This window comes from Corynebacterium sp. HMSC30G07, from assembly GCF_001806945.1.
Taxonomy (GTDB): Bacteria; Actinomycetota; Actinomycetes; order Mycobacteriales; family Mycobacteriaceae; genus Corynebacterium; species Corynebacterium riegelii.
Window position 1 is genome coordinate 1 of record NZ_KV786461.1, and the last position, 16,262, is coordinate 16,262.

Here is a 16,262-nt window from a genome sequence, read left to right on the forward strand (position 1 = left end):
TTCTCAAACAACACACGCACACCCCACCAGAACCTCTCGCGGCTCCGGTAAAAGCGGCTTGTACGACATTACATGTCGGTTTGAATCAAGTCAATTCGTTGAATTTCTCTGATTCGGTTGCTGCCGTAACAGCGTGGCTAAACCATAGCCACGCCGGTTAACAAAATGCAAACTCCGCAGCTAGACGCGCTTTGCTCCGGCAAAATTCTTCTTACCGCGGCGCAGTACCAACCAAGCTCCGTGGAGGAAGTCAGACTCCGAAGGTTCCCACTCCTCGCTTTCAACGCGCTGGTTGTTTACGTACACGCCACCTTCCTTAATGGAACGGCGTGCGGCTCCCTTGGAATCTGCAAGACCCGCGCCAACCAACAGATCAACGATGTTGGTGGATGTGCCAGGCTCGATCTCATGCACCGTGGTCTCACTAACCGCAGCAGCCAAGGTGCGCTCATCAAGATCCGAAAGCTCGGCCTTGCCAAACAGGGCTTCGGCAGCAAGTTCAGCGCCCTTGCGGGCCTCTTCGCCGTGAACCAGGTCAGTCATCTCCTGCGCCAGGCGTCGCTGCGCTTCACGCTTGAACGGACGCTCCGCAACTTCAACCTCAAGACGGTCCAACTCTTCCTTGTCCAGGAAGGTGAACCAGCGCAGGTAACGGATCACGTCCGCATCAGCGGTGTTCAGGAAGTACTGGTACCAGGTGTACGGGCTGGTCATCTCCGGATCCAGCCACAGGGAACCGCCGCCGGTGGACTTGCCAAACTTCTTGCCTTCAGAGTCCGTCACCAACGGCACGGTCAGTGCATGAACGGATGCGCCGTCCATACGACGATTCAGGTCAACGCCCGCAACGAGGTTGCCCCACTGGTCGCCGCCGCCTACCTGCAGCACACAGTCGTAATTGCGACGCAGCTGCACGTAGTCGTTAGCCTGCAGCAGCATGTAGGAAAACTCAGTGTAGGAAATGCCGTCGGATTCCAAACGGCGCTTCACCGTGTCTCGGCTGAGCATGGTGGAAAGCGAGAAGTGTTTGCCCACGTCACGCAGGAACTCAATCACGCTGAGGTCCTTAATCCAGTCGTTGTTGTTGACCAGCTGTGCAGGGTTATCTCCATCGAAAGACACAAAGCGCGACAGCTGGCCGGAAATACGATCCGCCCAGTCACGCACCGTGTCCTCCGAGTTCAGGGTGCGCTCGCCCACATCACGTGGGTCACCAATCATGCCCGTTGCGCCACCTGCGAGTACCAGCGGACGGTGACCCGCCATCTGGAAGCGACGCAACATCAAAAGAGGCACAAGGTGGCCAGCATGCAGCGACGGGCCGGTCGGGTCAAACCCGCAGTACAACGTGATCGGTGTCTTCGTAGCCTCCCGAAGGGCTTCAAGGTCAGTGGACTGATTTACCAGGCCACGCCACTCAAGTTCATCAACGATGTTGGTGTTTACAGAAGAAGTCATTAAAACATCTCACGCTTTCGTTACTGGGAGGTGGTTGGGTGGGTCTGCGCTTCGTCGATAAGCAAGACTGGAATGCCCTGCTCAATGCGATAGGCAACGCCAAGGCGCTCATTGATCAGCAACTGTTCTTCCTCGTTATAGACCAATGGCCCTTTGTCTTGAGGACAAACAAGAATCTCAAGCAGTTCTGGATCAAGGCTCATGAGCGTCGATCGTACCCCTCGGCCTCTTCGAAACCGTCGTTGAGTCCTGGCAGCGCGCCAAGTTCAGTGCGCAGGAACTGCGCCTGGGAGTCCATAGCACGCAGGTTATCGTCAAGAATGCCAGTTTTAATTCTGTCTACGGCGCTAGCGAGCGTGGTCAATGAATCCGCCATGACTGCCGCTGCCCTACCGTCGCTGTGCTGCGGGCTATCAAGGAACGTCGTGGTGATTTCCGGGTAGTACACCTTGACCACATTCCACATGGTCTGACGGTGCTCCGGCGTGGAATCCAAATGGTCCCACTCCGACAAGACAAAACGAACGTTGCTCTCCAACTCTTTAGCTTTGGCTACTACGACCGCTGGGGGCTTCGCGCGAAACAGCTTGGAAGACGTCTCGCGCAGCACCCCAGAAAGCAATTGCGGAGTGGGCGTCATAGGTGCCTGTAGCGCCTGCTGCCGCGGCGCCGGTGTGAGGACAGCACCTGCCCCGTACGCCGCTAGGGCTGCCACCGGCCAGAACACGCCGAAGCCGATGACTAGGTGCAACGCCACGACCAGAATGGCCAGCAGCAGGCCAACCTGGTTTTTGCGGGAAAGGAAGTAATTACTGGAACCCACGGATCTCCTTAAATGCAGACTCCAAATCGCCGTTGAGCGCGTCAAAGACTTCTCCGCCCGTCAGTTTCGCAAGCTCCGTCATCTCAGCTTTGTTGGCATCGCCGTAGAGAATTACGAACACCGGAATCGAGCGCTTCTCCGGCGACATCTGGGCATAGATCTCCCTGAACTCATGGAAGCTTTCGCCGAAGGTGGCTTCACCGTCACTGAGCAAGACTATGGACGGAATACCCGTCGAGGTGTCCGCCGCCTCCAAAGCACGGATCAACGTTGGGTAGATCGCAGTGCCACCATGTGCAACCAGACCATCAACGTACGCACCGAGTTCTGCGGCGACAGCCGGATCTTCACGGTCAAACGTGACGGTAATAGGCTCATTCGGGTCGAAGCTGAACGACCACAGGGTGACGTCCTCGCGGTCGCGCAGGGAGACGTCGCCGGTGAGGGTGGACGCTGAGCCGTCGATAAGCGAATGCATAATCGCCTTCAATGACTCAAGGCGCGCACCTTCCATCGAACCCGACACATCCAGCACAAACGTAGTGGTGCCAGGCTGGCGGTACTGGTTGTTGTAGGCATAGAGCAGCTCATCTGCCACCGACTGGTTCGCCGGGAACGGCAGCTCAATAACCTGCTGGTTTTGCAGCTGCACCGGCAGGTTATCCACCTGGCGCACCGGGCGGCGGAACGTCTTCGCAATGTCTTCCTGGTGCTCAAGCATCCAATCTGCCAACGCCCGAACCTGGTCGCCAGCCTGCGGATTCGACGGCTGCGCAAGGGTGGATAGCGGGTAGTCTGCAGAAATCACGCCGTCCTTCGGCACAACCACCTGGATCGGCTGGCCTTGCTGCTGCATCTGCAGAAGCGTCGACTCGTAGTTCACAATCGCATCGGCACGCTCCGGGTCTGCAACAAACGCTTCCGCCAGCCAGCCGGAAGAACCGGACACCAGAGATTGCGCTTGGAACAGCGCCTTAAGTGTGGGGCCTACCAGCTCCAGATCCCCGGGGTTGATTGCCTGGCCGGTGTCTGCAACCGCCGTCGCCACCGATACCAGCGCGGAGAAGCCCGAGTTGGAGGAGGACGGAGTAGTCATGCCAAAGGTGAACTCTCCTTGCTCCGCGGCCTGGGCGAACTCCGCCCACGTGGGCTGCTGCGTATCCCAGCCCAAGCGCGCAGCCGCGTCGTCCCAGACGCCAAAGGCTACTGGGCTGGTCGCAGTCTTCGTCTCGTCCGCAAGCTTGTTGGACGCCCCAATGAGGTTGACGTAGCGGTTGGTGGCAAACCATGTGGCGTCCACGTTGCCGTCAAAATCTCCACGCTTCAGTGCCTGGGAGTTATCCAACGTGCCACCCGGGAAGAGCAGCTCAATGCTGAAACCCAGGTCGTCAGCAGCCTCCTGGACAAGCCCCTCCAAGTCCTTCAACTCTGTGGCGGCAACGATTGTCAGATCTGCCGCCCCTTGGTTTCGTTTGGGTGCGGAATCCACTCCGCCAGTTTCGCCTGAGTCTGTGCCGCACGCGGCAAGTGCAATGGCACTGACAAAGGTGATAAACGCTAGCCAGAAACGTTTCATTACTCTTCCTCCCCATGCCGCGGCGGGGGCGCTATTTTGCCGTAGCGGGTACCCACACCGTCAATGAGCTGTTCTAGGCGGTCGTAGTTTGGTGGGTCGATGGAGTTGACGTAGTCGCGCGGCGGTTCAAGCCCTTGGCTTTCCATCTCTTGGGCAAGCGAGCCGGAGGTCGCCGGCCTGAAGCCGTGGCGTGCCGCAAGTTGTTGCAGCTGCGGATCATTGGTCAGCAGCTTGCCAAGTTCTTTGCCTTCCGCGGTCACGCCCACAATGCCGTGGTTTGCAAGCACGGTTGGGTGCAGCTGGAGCAGTACCATGTCGTCCCGAATACGCGAGTTAGGACTCATCTGCTCGCCCAGATACTGAGCTTCGTACACCATCACCATCGGCGCCGCCCCCATTCCCTGCGCCAGGTACTCCGCGAACGGGCCCGAAGAGGATGACTCCGAATAGCCTTGACCAGTGAAAAACGGTGCGATCGATTCCACTAGGTAGCTCACGTCATCTCCCCGCGCGGGGTCGCGCTGCTGGAACTCATAGTTCAGGATGGACAGGTACATCGCCGCTGAGTTGGAGGTACGGATGTCAGTTGAACGGATCTGGACAGTTCTTGGCGACGCAAACGTGTCCCCAAAATCACGCCACCTCGCACCAGAGCTCGCGATGTCCACAAACTTGGCCATGTCTAATACGTAACTGTCACCGTCTTTAGTCACCGCCCCCTGACCTTCGAGGATCTCGGCGATCGGTTGCCAGCTGGCCACCGCCATAGGTGAGAAGAACGGGAAGTCCACCGAGTAGCCAGAACGCTGCTCACGCACCTTTTGCGCAGCTGGTGCTGATGAAGGGAACACAAAGTCCTGGGCTTCGATGTCTATGCCTGTGGCAATCTCGCGGGAGCCGGCTGTGCTAAACGACACCTGGAAACCGAGCTCCTCAAGACGCGCCACCACGTCCGGGTCTTCGAAATACCCGCGCTTCTCGGAGCCGATCACACCGCGCACCTGGGTTAGACCAGGCTTTTGGGCAACGTGACTCGTCCCATCATCGGAGTCAGAAGCTCCGCCAATTCCCCCAAGTCCAGGAATGACCCCGCGACCCATGGCGATTGCTGCTGCGACTACCGCTAATAGAACAACGCCAAGCACGATGGACAATCCGCGTCCACCGCGCTTGGCGTCTGTATTGCTACTCGGCACATTCATACACTCATGGTAAAGCGTAAAACGTGACTTCGCTCACTGACCGGGGCGCACGGGTGTCTCCGCCCACGTCCGGAACGCGGCGTTAGCTTGGGCCACACGTTCAAGCTGCTCCTCGACGCGTACCTTTGCGGTACCGCCGCGGGTGGCGCGGGATGCTACAGCACCCTGCACCGTAAGTACGTCACGCACCTCAGGGGTCAGGCGCGCATCAACGCTGGCCAGTTCCTCATCGGTCAGCTCTACAAGGTCAACGCCGCGGCTTTCCGCGATGCGCACGCATGCACCAGAAGCCTCGTGAGCCTCGCGGAATGGCACGCCCTGGCGCACCATCCATTCCGCCAAGTCGGTGGCAAGCGTGTAGCCGGCAGGCGCCAGTTCCAGCATGCGATCCTCATGGAACACCAGCGTGGATACAAGCCCAGTAAACGCCGGCAGCACAATGCTGAGCTGCGTCACCGAATCCACCAACGGTTCCTTGTCCTCCTGCAGGTCACGGTTGTACGCCAAGGGCTGCGCCTTCAGCGTTGCCAAAAGACCTGCGAGGTTACCGATCAACCTGCCTGACTTACCGCGGGCAAGCTCTGCCACATCCGGGTTCTTCTTCTGCGGCATGATGGACGATCCGGTCGACCAAGCATCATGCAACGTGATGTAGCCAAACTCCGGCGTGGACCACGCAATGATCTCCTCAGCAAAGCGAGACAAATCCACCGCGATCTGCGCCAACACGTAGGCGGTTTCCGCCGCGAAGTCGCGCGAAGCGGTACCGTCGAGCGAGTTGTCCGCCGAGGAATCGAACCCGAGCTCCTCAGCAATCGCCTCCGGATCCAACTGCAGCGAGGAGCCAGCAAGCGCTCCGGAACCATACGGCGAGACCGCAAGGCGCTTATCCAAGTCCTGGATACGCTCAAGGTCACGCAGCAACGGCTGCGCATGCGCAAGCAACGAGTGCGCGAGCAGAATCGGCTGCGCCGCCTGGAAGTGGGTCTTGCCCGGCATGATCGCATCCGGGTGAGCCTTCGCTTGGGCGACAATCGCGTCGATCAGGTCCGCAACGTCCTGCGAGATGCCACGCACCGCGTCACGAAGCCACATGCGAAACATCGCTGCAACCTGGTCGTTACGGGAACGGCCCGCGCGAAGTCGCCCGCCCACTTCCGGTCCGACACGGTCAATCAAGCCGCGTTCCATGGCGCCGTGGACGTCTTCGTCCGTAGGCAGCGGCCCAAAGGAACCGTCGGCGACATCCTTGCCCAGCTGGTCAAGACCAGCCAGCATGGTTGCCAAGTCAGCGTCGCTCAGCAAGCCTGCCCGGTTGAGCACCTTGGCGTGTGCCTTGGAGGCAAGCACGTCATAAGGCGCGAGCACCCAGTCAAAGTGCGTGGACACGGAAAGCGCGAACATGGCCTCGGAAGGGCCGCCGGAAAAGCGGCCTCCCCACAGCGCACCTTCATTAGTGCCGTGCTGCTCCATTGTCATCCCCTACTTCTTCGAGGCGTTGGCCTCACGGTCACGCTTGTTAGCAATCTGGGACGACAGGCCGTGCAGGCGCACAAAGCCCTTAGCCAAGGTCTGGTCGAAGGTATCGCCCGTGTCGTAGGTTGCCAGGTTGAAGTCGTACAGGGAGTGGTTGGAACGACGGCCGTTAACCGTCGCCTTACCTGCGTGCAGCACCATGCGGATATCGCCGGTGACGTGCTCCTGGGTGGAGTCAATGAACGCATCGAGGGAACGCTTCAGCGGGCCGAACCACAGGCCGTCGTACACCTCTTCCGCCCAGCGAGCGTCGATCAGGCGCTTGTAGCGTGCCAGCTCGCGCTCCACCGTGACGTCCTCGAGCGCCTTGTGCGCGGTGATCAGCGCAACCGCACCCGGTGCTTCGTAGACCTCGCGGGACTTAATACCCACCAGGCGGTCCTCCACCATGTCCAGGCGGCCGATGCCCTGTGCACCTGCGCGACGGTTCATTTCTTCAATAGCCTCAAGCACCGTAACCTGGCGGCCATCGATAGCAACCGGCTTACCAGACTCGAAGGAGATGATGACCTCATCCGGGGCGTTACCCAGCGACGGGTCCTCGGTGTAGGAGTACAGGTCCTTGGTCGGCGGGTTCCACAGGTCCTCCAGGAAGCCGGTCTCAACGGCACGGCCCCACACGTTCTGGTCGATGGAGAACGGAGATGCTGCAGACTGCTCAATCGGCAGATCCTTGCCCTCGGCGTACTCAATGGCCTTGTCACGGGTCCACGCGTAGTCACGCGCTGGGGCGATGATCTCCAGGTCCGGATCCTGGTTCAGGAAACCAACCTCAAAACGCACCTGGTCGTTGCCCTTGCCGGTGCAGCCGTGAGCAACGTGGGTACCGCCAAACTGGTGGCCAGCCTCAACAAGGTGCTTGACAATCAGCGGACGAGAGATTGCAGAAACCAGCGGGTACTCCCCCTGGTACATGCCGTTGGCCTTGATGGTTGGCAGGCAGTACTCTTCGGCGAATTCATCCTTGGCGTCCACCACGATGGACTCCACAGCGCCACAGTCCAGCGCACGCTGGCGCACGGATTCCATATCTTCACCTCCCTGGCCCAAATCCAGGGAGACGGCAATCACTTCACCACCCGTCATCTCAGCGAGGTACGGGATGGCTACGGAGGTGTCCAGTCCGCCGGAGTACGCGAGGACGACGCGGTTGGTCATAGAAGATCTCTCCTTGAAGAAAAACTAAAGAAAATTGGTTATACGAAACGTTAGGTTACCTGTGGTTAGCTCTCGGCTTTGCGCGGGGCACCACTGAAAAGCTGCTCTGCCAAATTCTGGCCTGAGAGGGGTTCACGGGCAAGTACGAAGATGGTGTCATCACCCGCAATGCTGCCTACTACTTGGTCAAGGCCCACTCGGTCGATATAGCTGGCCAGGTACTGTGCCGCCCCCGGGGGTGTGCGCAGCACGGCAATGGAGTGCGAGTAGTCCACCGAGACCACCAGCTCCTCAATCATCCGGTTGAGTTTTTCGCGCGGTCCGGTCTGCACGGCGTCGATTGCGCCGGTGTCGGATCCGACAATGTAGAAGGAGCGGCCGCCGTCGAGCGGGCGAACCTTACGTGCCCCTAACTCATCCAGGTCGCGTGAGAGGGTGGCCTGGGTGATGTCGATGCCTTCTGCAAGCAACAGCTGGGAGAGCTGCACCTGCGAGGTCACGCGGGTGTTTGCCAGAGTTTCCAGGATGCGGGCTTGACGTGCGGTACGCGATACGGGTTGTGTCATGACTGGTGCTCCAGAAGCCAAGTGAGGAGGGCCTTTTGTGCGTGGAGACGGTTCTCTGCCTCGTCGAATACGCGCGAGGCTGGACCGTCGATAACCTCGGCAGCCACTTCGCTGCCGCGGTATGCCGGCAGGCAGTGCAGGAAGATGGCGTCTTCGCCTGCGCGTGCCATCACTTCAGGTGTGACCTGGTACGGCATAAACGGGGTGCGGCGATCCTTGCCGTCTTCCTCCATGCCCATAGACACCCAGGTGTCGGTGATGACAACATCGGCGCCGGCAACCGCGTCCAGCGAGCTGGTCACGGTGACAGTTGCGCCGGTTTCTTCCGCACGGCGGCGTGCGCGGGTGACAAACTCCTCGCGCGGAAGGAAGTCTTCAGGCCCGATGATGGCAATGTCCACCCCGGCGTTGGCAAAGCCAATCATGTAGCTGTTTGCCATGTTGTTGTCGCCGTCGCCAAGATAGACAGCCTTCTTGCCGCGCAGGCCGGCTGGACCTTCCTGCGGGCAGAGGTTTTCCACCATGGTTTGCAGGTCTGCCAGAATCTGGCAGGGGTGCAGGTCATCCGAAAGCGCGTTCACTATGGGCACGGTGGCGGTTTCCGCCATGGCCAGCAGGTTGTCGTGAGCATAGGTACGCCACACGATTGCGGAGACGTAGCGGCTGAGCACCGCTGCGGTGTCCTGGTAGCTCTCCCCTTTACCCATCTGGGAGTTGCCGGTTTCGGTCACGATTGCGTGCCCGCCGAGCTGCGCAATGCCCGTGTCAAAGGAGAAACGGGTGCGTGTGCTGGTCTTATCAAACAGCACCGCTACGGACTGCGGCCCCTCCAGCGGTCGGTGCTTGTACGGCTCGCGTTTCATCTCCGCGGCCAGGGCAAGCACTTCAGCCTGCTCGGCGGGTGTCAGATCATCGTCTGCCAGAAAGTGTCGTGGCACCTTGCTACTCCTTTTCCATCGCTTCGCGCAGCGCGGCCGCAAAGCGCGTCGCTGCCTCGTCCAACTCTTCATCCGTGATCACAAGCGGTGGGGTGAACCGGATCACGTCGTCTGCCGGCGCATTGACAATGAGGCCATTTTTCAGCGCCAGAGCATACGTTTGCTTCGCGACGCCACGCTCAAGCACCGCACCCACCATCAGCCCACGCCCGCGCACGGCCTTCACACCGTCGATTCCGCGCAGACGCTCGGCAAAGGCATCGCCCTTGCGCGCAACCTCTGCAACAAACTCCTGGTCAATCACGTCAAGCACGGCGTTGGCCGCAGCACATGCCACTGGGTTGCCGCCAAACGTCGTGCCGTGGGATCCCGGGGTGAACATCTTCGCCACCTCGCCAGTAGCAATAACTGCGCCCAAAGGCAGGCCACCGCCAATCCCCTTGGCCATGGTCACCACATCCGGGCGAACACCTGCGGCAAGGTCGTGCTCGAAGGCGAAGAACGTGCCGGTACGTCCAACGCCGGCTTGTACTTCGTCGCAGACGAGGAGGATCCCGTGGGCGTCGCAAAGCTTCCGAAGCTCCTGCATAAACCCTGCTGGTGCCGGGATGACTCCGGTTTCGCCCTGGATGGGCTCCAGGAAGATCGCGGCGACATCGGTCGGGTTGATGGCTACGAGTTTTCGCACGTAATCAATGTCGCCGTAGGGGTAGAACTCCACCCCGGGCGCCACAGGTTCGAACGGCGCGCGCTTTGAGGGCTGGCCGGTCAGCGCCAGCGAACCCATCGTGCGACCGTGGAAACCGTGCTGCGCAGCTAGGATGCGGCGCTTGCCGGTCAAGCGAGCAAGCTTGAATGCGGCTTCGTTCGCTTCGGCGCCGGAGTTGCAAAAGAACACGCGCGCGCTGTCATCGCCGAAGCGGCGCACCAACTCCCCTGCTGCGTCCACCGCTGGTTGGGAGGCGAATAGGTTCGAGACATGCGCCAGAGTCTGGATCTGCGTAGACACTGCCTGAACGATCTTCCGGTGGCCGTAACCAAGTGCGTTTACGGCAATGCCAGCGAGCATGTCCAGGTACTCATTGCCCTGGTCATCAGTGACATACACCCCACGGCCAGAAACCAGCGCCACCGGCGGGGTGCCGTAGTTGTTCATCAGCCCGGCCTGCCACCCGCTGAGCATTGCGCTGGGGTTTTGCGCCTGTTCTGCTTGTGTCATCTACGCGTCATCCTTCCTAAACACAGTGCCCTCCGGGTACTGCGCCGCGTCGTAGGCATCCGGCAGCACCATCGTGCCAATGCCGCCCATGGTCAACAGCTCCAGCAACACCGAGTGGGCAATGCGGCCATCAATCACGTGCGCAGCCTTCACCCCACCGCGCACCGCGGTCAGGCAGGCCTCCATCTTCGGGATCATCCCCGAGTCCAGCGTGGGCATCATCTTGTCCAACTCCCCGACCGTGATCTTGCTCAGCAGCGAGTCCTTATCTGGCCAATCAGTGTAGAGGCCCTCAACGTTGGTCAGCACCACCAGGCGTTCAGCGCCGATTGCCGCCGCAAGCGCACCGGCTGCCTCATCGGCGTTGATGTTGTAGACGTCCCCGTCCACACCCGGCGCAATGCCGGAGACCACCGGGATACGGCCGGCCTCAATGATGTCCATCACGGCCTCCGGATTCACATCCGTAATCGTGCCCACAAGGCCGATATCGTGCTGCTCACCGTCAACGTCCACGTAGCGCTTCTCGGCGGTAAACAGCCCAGCGTCTTCGCCAGAGGTACCCACGGCGTACGGCCCGTGCGAGTTGATCTTGCCAAGAAGATCACGCCCCACCTGGCCGAAGAGCACCATGCGCACCACGTCCAGGATCTCCGGCGTGGTCACGCGGAAGCCGCCGACAAACTCGCCGCCTTCCAGGTTCAGGCGCTTCATCATCGCAGAGATCTGCGGCCCACCGCCGTGCACCACAACCGGCTTAGCGCCAACGGTGCGCAAAAACACCATGTCAGCGGCGAATGCGGCCTTCAGATCCTCATCAATCATGGCGTTGCCGCCGTATTTGACCACCACGATCTTGTCGCGGTAGTGCTGCAGCCACGGCAGTGCCTCGGCAAGCACGTGTGCGCGTGCCTCATTACTCAGGTGAGTGCCCAATGGTTCCAACACGTGGCCTCCTTAGCTGCTGTAAGCCGAGTTGATTTCAACGTATGAGTGCGAGAGGTCGGTTGTGCGTACCGTCGCAACGCCTGGGCCCCCTGTGCCCAGATCAACCTCAACCGCAATGTCCATGCCGCTAAGATCCACATCGCGAGCCCCCGGCGCACCCGTGGACGCCACGCACACGGGCTGGCCGTTGAACATCACGCTGATGTTGTCCGGATCCATCTCCGCATCCGCCATGCCCACAGCCGCAAGAGTGCGGCCCCAGTTCGGGTCAGAGCCGAACATCGCGCACTTAAACAGGTTGTCGCGCCCAATGGTGCGGGCGGCGTTCAGCGCCTGCTCATTGTTGGCAGTACCCCGCACGGTAATGCTGACGCGCTTGGTCACGCCCTCAGCATCGCCCTGCATCTGGTCAGCCAGGGACTGGCACACCTCCATGATCGCCGCATCCACCTCGTCCTGGCTCGGTGTGATGCCGCTTGCGCCGTTGGCCATCACGATCACGGTGTCATTGGTGGAGGTAGAGCCGTCAATGTCCAGGGTGTTAAAGGTGACCTCGGACGCCTTCTCCAGAGCTTGTTGCAGGGCCTCATTGCTTATCGACGCATCCGTGACCACCAACACCAGCATCGTCGCAAGCGAGGGCGCCATCATGCCCACGCCTTTACCCATGGAACCAACAGACCAGCCGTCACGCTGCACAAACGCCTGCTTGCTCACGGTGTCCGTGGTCATAATCGCCTCTGCGGCTGCCTGGCCGTTATCACCCAGGGCACCTACAAGCACGTCTACGCCTGCACGGACCTTGTCCATCGGCAGCAGCTCACCAATCAAACCCGTGGAGCAAACCGCAACGTCATCAGCTGCAACGCCGAGGTGCTCTGCCGCGCGTGCCTGTGCCTCGCGCGCATCCGCATCACCCTGGGCGCCGTTGCAAGCATTCGCGTTGCCAGAGTTAAACAGCACCGCCTTGAGCTGACCGTTGCTAGTAGCTTCGCGGCTTACCTTCACCGGCGAGGCCTTCACACGGTTGCGCGTATATACGGCAGCCGCGTTAAACTCCGGGCCCTCGTTGACCACGAGCGCCATATCCGAGTTACCGGAGGGCTTAATGCCAGCAGTTGTCGCTGCAGCGACAAAGCCCTTCGGCGTGGTGACGGTTCCTTGTGTCATGTCTTTTCGTTCCTTTAAATCTTCGTCGTAATTAGGGCGCTACACCCTGCTGCGGTAGCCCTGCGGTTTCATCCCAGCCCAGCGCGAGGTTCATGCACTGTACAGCGGCACCTGCGGTGCCCTTGGTCAGGTTGTCGATAGCGGAGGTAATCACCAGCACGTTCGCATCTTCATCCACCTCAACCTGCACGTGGCACATGTTGGAGCCAACCACATGCTGCGTCTGCGGCTGCGCGCCCTCGGGCAGAACCCAGACGAAGGGCTCGTCCGCGTAGAACGCTTCGAACGCCTCGTGCGCCTGCTTCTGGGTGGCGCCAGGTGTAAGAGGTGCGGTTACCGTGGTGAGGATGCCTCGCGGCAGCGGCGCGAGTACCGGCGTGAAGCTCACGTTAACGGATTGGCCTGCGGCTTCTTCAAAGTTCTGCGCCATCTCCGGGGTGTGGCGGTGCTTACCGGCGGTGTTATAGGCCTTCAGCGAACCCATCGTCTCCGCACCCAGCATGCCCACCGACGCCTTCTTACCCGCGCCCGAAACACCCGTAATGCTGACAACGCGCACGTCCGGCCCACACAGTCCAGCTTTCAGCGCGGGGTACGCGGCAAGTGTTGCACCAGTTGGGAAACAGCCCGGCACAGCGATGCGGGTGGCACCGCGGAGCTTCTCACGGTGGCCCGGCATTTCCGGGATGCCGTACGGCCAATGCCCTGCGTGCTCCGTGCCATAGAAGCGCTTCCATGCGTCCGCGTCCTTCAGGCGGAAATCCGCAGCACAGTCAATAACCACGGTGCTCTCTGGCAGGTTCGCACCAATCTGCGCGGAGTGTCCGTGCGGAAGGCCAAGGAACACAACGTCGTGACCAGCCAGAGTTTCCACGTCAGTGGGTTCAATCACGCGCTGCGCCAGCTCCGGCAGGTGCGGCATAAGCTCGCCGACAGTTGTCCCTGCGTTGGAGTTTCCGGTCAGCGCGCCAATTCGCAGCTCGCCCGAAAGATATGCGGGGTGACGCAAAAGCAGGCGGAGAATTTCTCCGCCTGCATACCCGGTTGCACCGGCAACGGCTACAGAGAGTGTCATGCACTGCAGTGTATCACTTTATGCAACAAATTATGCGCCGCAGCGTAATTTATTCGCATCCGTGTTGCGTCAAGCGCTACACTCCGCGCATCGTCGCCCCGAAGCGCTCCTCCGCGGCCTTCGCAGCCTTCAGGCGAGCCTCGGACGCCTCGTCCTCCGTCAACGTGCGATCGCCCGCGCGGAACACCAGGCCAAACGCCAAGGACTTCTTGTTCTCGCCGAGTTGGTCGGACACGTAGACGTCGAAAAGCGTGACGCGCTCCAACAGCTCACCTGCAGCCTCCTCGACCACCTGGCGCACCGCTTCTGCCGGCACATCAGCATCCACAACCAACGCAATGTCCTGGTTCACCGCCGGGAACGCAGAAAGCACCGGCGCCGGAAGTTCGTAGTCAAACGGCAAAGCGGAAAGGTCCAGCTCCATCGCCACGGTGCGCTCCGGCAGCTCCAGTGCCTCAAGCACCTGCGGGTGCAGCTCACCGGCATAGCCCACGACCTCGCCACCAGCCTTCAGCGCCGCACAGCGACCTGGGTGCCACGGCAAGTGCTGTGCCTGCTCCACCTCAAGCGCCACACCCGCAGCAGAAGCCACAACCTGCGCAGCCTGCAGTGCATCAGCCCAGGTAAAGGCCCTGCCCTGCCCCAACGGACCATCGAGCTCTTGTTTGCCCACGGCCACCGTGGCCACATGCAACCGCTGCTCCGGGAGCGAACCGATCAGCTCCGCAATCGTCGCCTCATCCGGACGCTGCTCAACGCTTGGCATCGGGGATGCATCTGCACGCTTCACCGCAGTCTGTACCACGGAGTACAGCGCGAGGTCATGGCGACCGCGGGCAACGTTGCGGCCAACTGCCTCAAGCATGGCCGGAAGCAGCGTGGTGGCCAACACGGCGTAGTCCGCATCTAGCGGGTTTTGCACCTTCACCACATTGCGTCGCGGGTCGTCCGCTTCCAGGCCCCACGTGTCTAACACGGTGTTGGACATAAACGGCGTAGGAATAATCTCCGCGTACCCTGAGTACGCCAACGCGTGCGTCACCGCACGACGACGGCGCTGCTGCGGGCTCAGGCCGCGGCCACCAACCGGAGTCGGCAGCACGGACGGGATCGCATCCAGGCCCTCCAAACGCACGATCTCCTCAACCAGCTCCACTGGCACGGTGAGATCGCCGCGCCACGTCGGTGGGGTGACCTGGAGGTGCTCCTCATCGCCTGCGATCTGGCAGCCGACTTCCTCCAGACGCTTCACTACGGTGTCGCGCGAGTAGTCCACACCAATCAACTCGGACGGGCGGCTCACGCGCATCTCGATCGCCTCACGTGCGGGAACCTCGCCGACTAGGGTGCGGCTTGCAGTTACTTGGCCGCCAGCGCACTGCACCAGCAGCGCACACGCAATGTCCAGGCTTGCTTCGACGATGGCGGGGTCGACGCCGCGCTCGAAACGTCGAGAAGCCTCGGAGCTCAACTTGTGGTGACGCGCAGTCTTCGCCACCGTCAGCTCATCCCAGGTGGCAGCCTCGAAGTAGACGTTGGTGGTGTCATCCGAAATCTCGGAGGTGGTGCCACCCATCACACCCGCCAGCGACTGAATGCCGTTATCATCGCTGATCACCACGTCCGTTGCGCGCAGTGTGCGCTTGGTGTGGTCCAGTGTCTCGAATTCCTGCCCCTCGGCCGCGGTGTGCACGCGCAGGCCGCCGGCGATCTTGTCGGCGTCAAACGCGTGCATCGGCTGGCCGGTCAGCAACATGACGTAGTTGGTCACGTCCGTCGCCGCGTTGACCGAGCGGATGCCGGAAAGCATCAGCTCACGCTGCATCCAGAACGGCGCCTGGGCCTTCGGGTCAATGCCCTCAACCTTGCGCAGGCCGAAACGCTTCGCCTTCGTATCGGGCTCCAGCGTGATCGGGATCAGCTCCCCTTCCGGCGCAGGTACTACAGAGACATCAATGCCAGCTACCGCAGGATCCTTGGCTACATCGCCGTACTTCAGATCAAAAGCCGAAGCGATCTCGCGCGTCAATCCGCGAGCAGATAGCGCGTAACCGCGATCCGGAGTGACATTGACATCAAAGACGGTGTCGGTGGAATTGAGGAAGGCGCGTGCGTCGTCGCCAAGCTGGAAGCCCTCAGGCAGACTATCCAGCGCAATGATGCCCTCGCTCTTTGCCGTGAGACCAAGCTCCGCGGCAGATGCCATCATGCCGTTGGAGATGTGGTCATAGGTCTTGCGTGCCGCGATCTCAAAACCACCCGGCAGCACCGCACCCGGCAGCGACACGATGACAACGTCGCCTTCTTTGAAGTTGCGGGCGCCACAGATAATGCCCTGCAGCTCACCAGTGCCATTGGCCTGGCCAACGTCCACCTGGCAGTAACGAATCGGCTTCTTGAAACCCGTCAGCTCTTCAATCTCAGCGACGCGCCCCAGAACCAGCGGGCCTGTAACCTCCGGCAGCGGCTCATAGCCCTCAGTTTCAAAACCGACGCACACGAAACCTGCGTCCAGCTCCTCATCAGTGGGGTTGAAACCCTCATTGCCCGCGTTTGCAAGCAGGCGGGTGATCCAATTTTTGGAAATCAGCAT

The 16,262-nt window shown here is 60.9% G+C and carries 14 protein-coding genes; all 14 read right to left on the minus strand.

The genetic code is table 11. The features are described from left to right. Positions 1-180: 180 nt before the first annotated feature. The 14 genes from tyrS to pheT all read right to left on the minus strand — a co-directional run bounded on the left by tyrS (position 181) and on the right by pheT (position 16,262). Positions 181-1,458 carry a tyrosine--tRNA ligase gene (tyrS, locus tag HMPREF3104_RS05225; RefSeq protein WP_052204423.1) on the minus strand — a complete coding sequence of 426 codons (1,278 nt, stop codon included), beginning with the start codon at positions 1,456-1,458 and terminating at the stop codon, positions 181-183. 20 nt (positions 1,459-1,478) lie between these two features. Next, positions 1,479-1,661: a Trm112 family protein gene (locus HMPREF3104_RS05230; RefSeq protein WP_052204425.1), complete on the minus strand. Its 183-nt coding sequence runs from the start codon at positions 1,659-1,661 to the stop codon at positions 1,479-1,481. After that, positions 1,658-2,281 (minus strand): hypothetical protein, encoded by a 624-nt coding sequence (locus HMPREF3104_RS05235; protein WP_052204427.1) that lies wholly within the window; start codon positions 2,279-2,281, stop codon positions 1,658-1,660. The genes HMPREF3104_RS05230 and HMPREF3104_RS05235 overlap by 4 nt, the downstream gene beginning before the upstream one ends. Continuing rightward, positions 2,268-3,857 (minus strand): VWA domain-containing protein, encoded by a 1,590-nt coding sequence (locus tag HMPREF3104_RS05240; RefSeq protein ID WP_070494691.1) that lies wholly within the window; start codon positions 3,855-3,857, stop codon positions 2,268-2,270. The genes HMPREF3104_RS05235 and HMPREF3104_RS05240 overlap by 14 nt, the downstream gene beginning before the upstream one ends. After that, positions 3,857-5,059 (minus strand): hypothetical protein, encoded by a 1,203-nt coding sequence (locus tag HMPREF3104_RS05245; protein ID WP_070494692.1) that lies wholly within the window; start codon positions 5,057-5,059, stop codon positions 3,857-3,859. The genes HMPREF3104_RS05240 and HMPREF3104_RS05245 overlap by 1 nt, the downstream gene beginning before the upstream one ends. 33 nt (positions 5,060-5,092) lie before the next feature. Then, on the minus strand, positions 5,093-6,532 hold the full coding sequence (argH, locus tag HMPREF3104_RS05250; protein WP_070494693.1) for an argininosuccinate lyase: 1,440 nt from the start codon (positions 6,530-6,532) through the stop codon (positions 5,093-5,095). A 9-nt stretch (positions 6,533-6,541) separates the two neighbouring features. Continuing rightward, positions 6,542-7,753 carry an argininosuccinate synthase gene (locus tag HMPREF3104_RS05255; protein WP_052204434.1) on the minus strand — a complete coding sequence of 404 codons (1,212 nt, stop codon included), beginning with the start codon at positions 7,751-7,753 and terminating at the stop codon, positions 6,542-6,544. Positions 7,754-7,818: 65 nt separating this feature from the next. After that, complete coding sequence (locus tag HMPREF3104_RS05260) at positions 7,819-8,319, minus strand: arginine repressor (protein WP_070494694.1); 501 nt, start codon at positions 8,317-8,319, stop codon at positions 7,819-7,821. After that, on the minus strand, positions 8,316-9,257 hold the full coding sequence (gene argF / locus HMPREF3104_RS05265) for an ornithine carbamoyltransferase (RefSeq protein WP_236587290.1): 942 nt from the start codon (positions 9,255-9,257) through the stop codon (positions 8,316-8,318). Before argF ends, HMPREF3104_RS05260 begins: the two co-directional genes overlap by 4 nt. A gap of 4 nt (positions 9,258-9,261) precedes the next feature. Beyond that, the gene (locus HMPREF3104_RS05270; protein ID WP_083278945.1) at positions 9,262-10,476 is read right to left on the minus strand and encodes an acetylornithine transaminase; all 1,215 of its coding nucleotides are present in this window, start codon (positions 10,474-10,476) and stop codon (positions 9,262-9,264) included. Further along, entirely contained in the window at positions 10,477-11,421 is a 945-nt protein-coding gene (argB, locus tag HMPREF3104_RS05275; protein WP_070494736.1) for an acetylglutamate kinase, read from the minus strand. A gap of 12 nt (positions 11,422-11,433) precedes the next feature. Then, positions 11,434-12,594: a bifunctional glutamate N-acetyltransferase/amino-acid acetyltransferase ArgJ gene (argJ, locus tag HMPREF3104_RS05280; protein WP_070494696.1), complete on the minus strand. Its 1,161-nt coding sequence runs from the start codon at positions 12,592-12,594 to the stop codon at positions 11,434-11,436. A 31-nt stretch (positions 12,595-12,625) separates the two neighbouring features. After that, positions 12,626-13,669 (minus strand): N-acetyl-gamma-glutamyl-phosphate reductase, encoded by a 1,044-nt coding sequence (gene argC, locus HMPREF3104_RS05285; RefSeq protein ID WP_070494697.1) that lies wholly within the window; start codon positions 13,667-13,669, stop codon positions 12,626-12,628. Between the two features lie 76 nt (positions 13,670-13,745). After that, complete coding sequence (gene pheT, locus HMPREF3104_RS05290) at positions 13,746-16,262, minus strand: phenylalanine--tRNA ligase subunit beta (protein WP_070494698.1); 2,517 nt, start codon at positions 16,260-16,262, stop codon at positions 13,746-13,748.

Coding starts and splice junctions, on each gene's coding strand:
- tyrS (WP_052204423.1), bottom strand. CDS start 1,458: ATGACTTCTTCTGTAAACACCAACATCGTTGATGAACTTGAGTGGCGT.
- HMPREF3104_RS05230 (WP_052204425.1), bottom strand. CDS start 1,661: ATGAGCCTTGATCCAGAACTGCTTGAGATTCTTGTTTGTCCTCAAGAC.
- HMPREF3104_RS05240 (WP_070494691.1), bottom strand. CDS start 3,857: ATGAAACGTTTCTGGCTAGCGTTTATCACCTTTGTCAGTGCCATTGCA.
- HMPREF3104_RS05245 (WP_070494692.1), bottom strand. CDS start 5,059: ATGAATGTGCCGAGTAGCAATACAGACGCCAAGCGCGGTGGACGCGGA.
- argH (WP_070494693.1), bottom strand. CDS start 6,532: ATGGAGCAGCACGGCACTAATGAAGGTGCGCTGTGGGGAGGCCGCTTT.
- HMPREF3104_RS05255 (WP_052204434.1), bottom strand. CDS start 7,753: ATGACCAACCGCGTCGTCCTCGCGTACTCCGGCGGACTGGACACCTCC.
- HMPREF3104_RS05260 (WP_070494694.1), bottom strand. CDS start 8,319: ATGACACAACCCGTATCGCGTACCGCACGTCAAGCCCGCATCCTGGAA.
- HMPREF3104_RS05270 (WP_083278945.1), bottom strand. CDS start 10,476: ATGACACAAGCAGAACAGGCGCAAAACCCCAGCGCAATGCTCAGCGGG.
- argJ (WP_070494696.1), bottom strand. CDS start 12,594: ATGACACAAGGAACCGTCACCACGCCGAAGGGCTTTGTCGCTGCAGCG.
- argC (WP_070494697.1), bottom strand. CDS start 13,669: ATGACACTCTCTGTAGCCGTTGCCGGTGCAACCGGGTATGCAGGCGGA.
- pheT (WP_070494698.1), bottom strand. CDS start 16,262: ATGCTGATTTCCAAAAATTGGATCACCCGCCTGCTTGCAAACGCGGGC.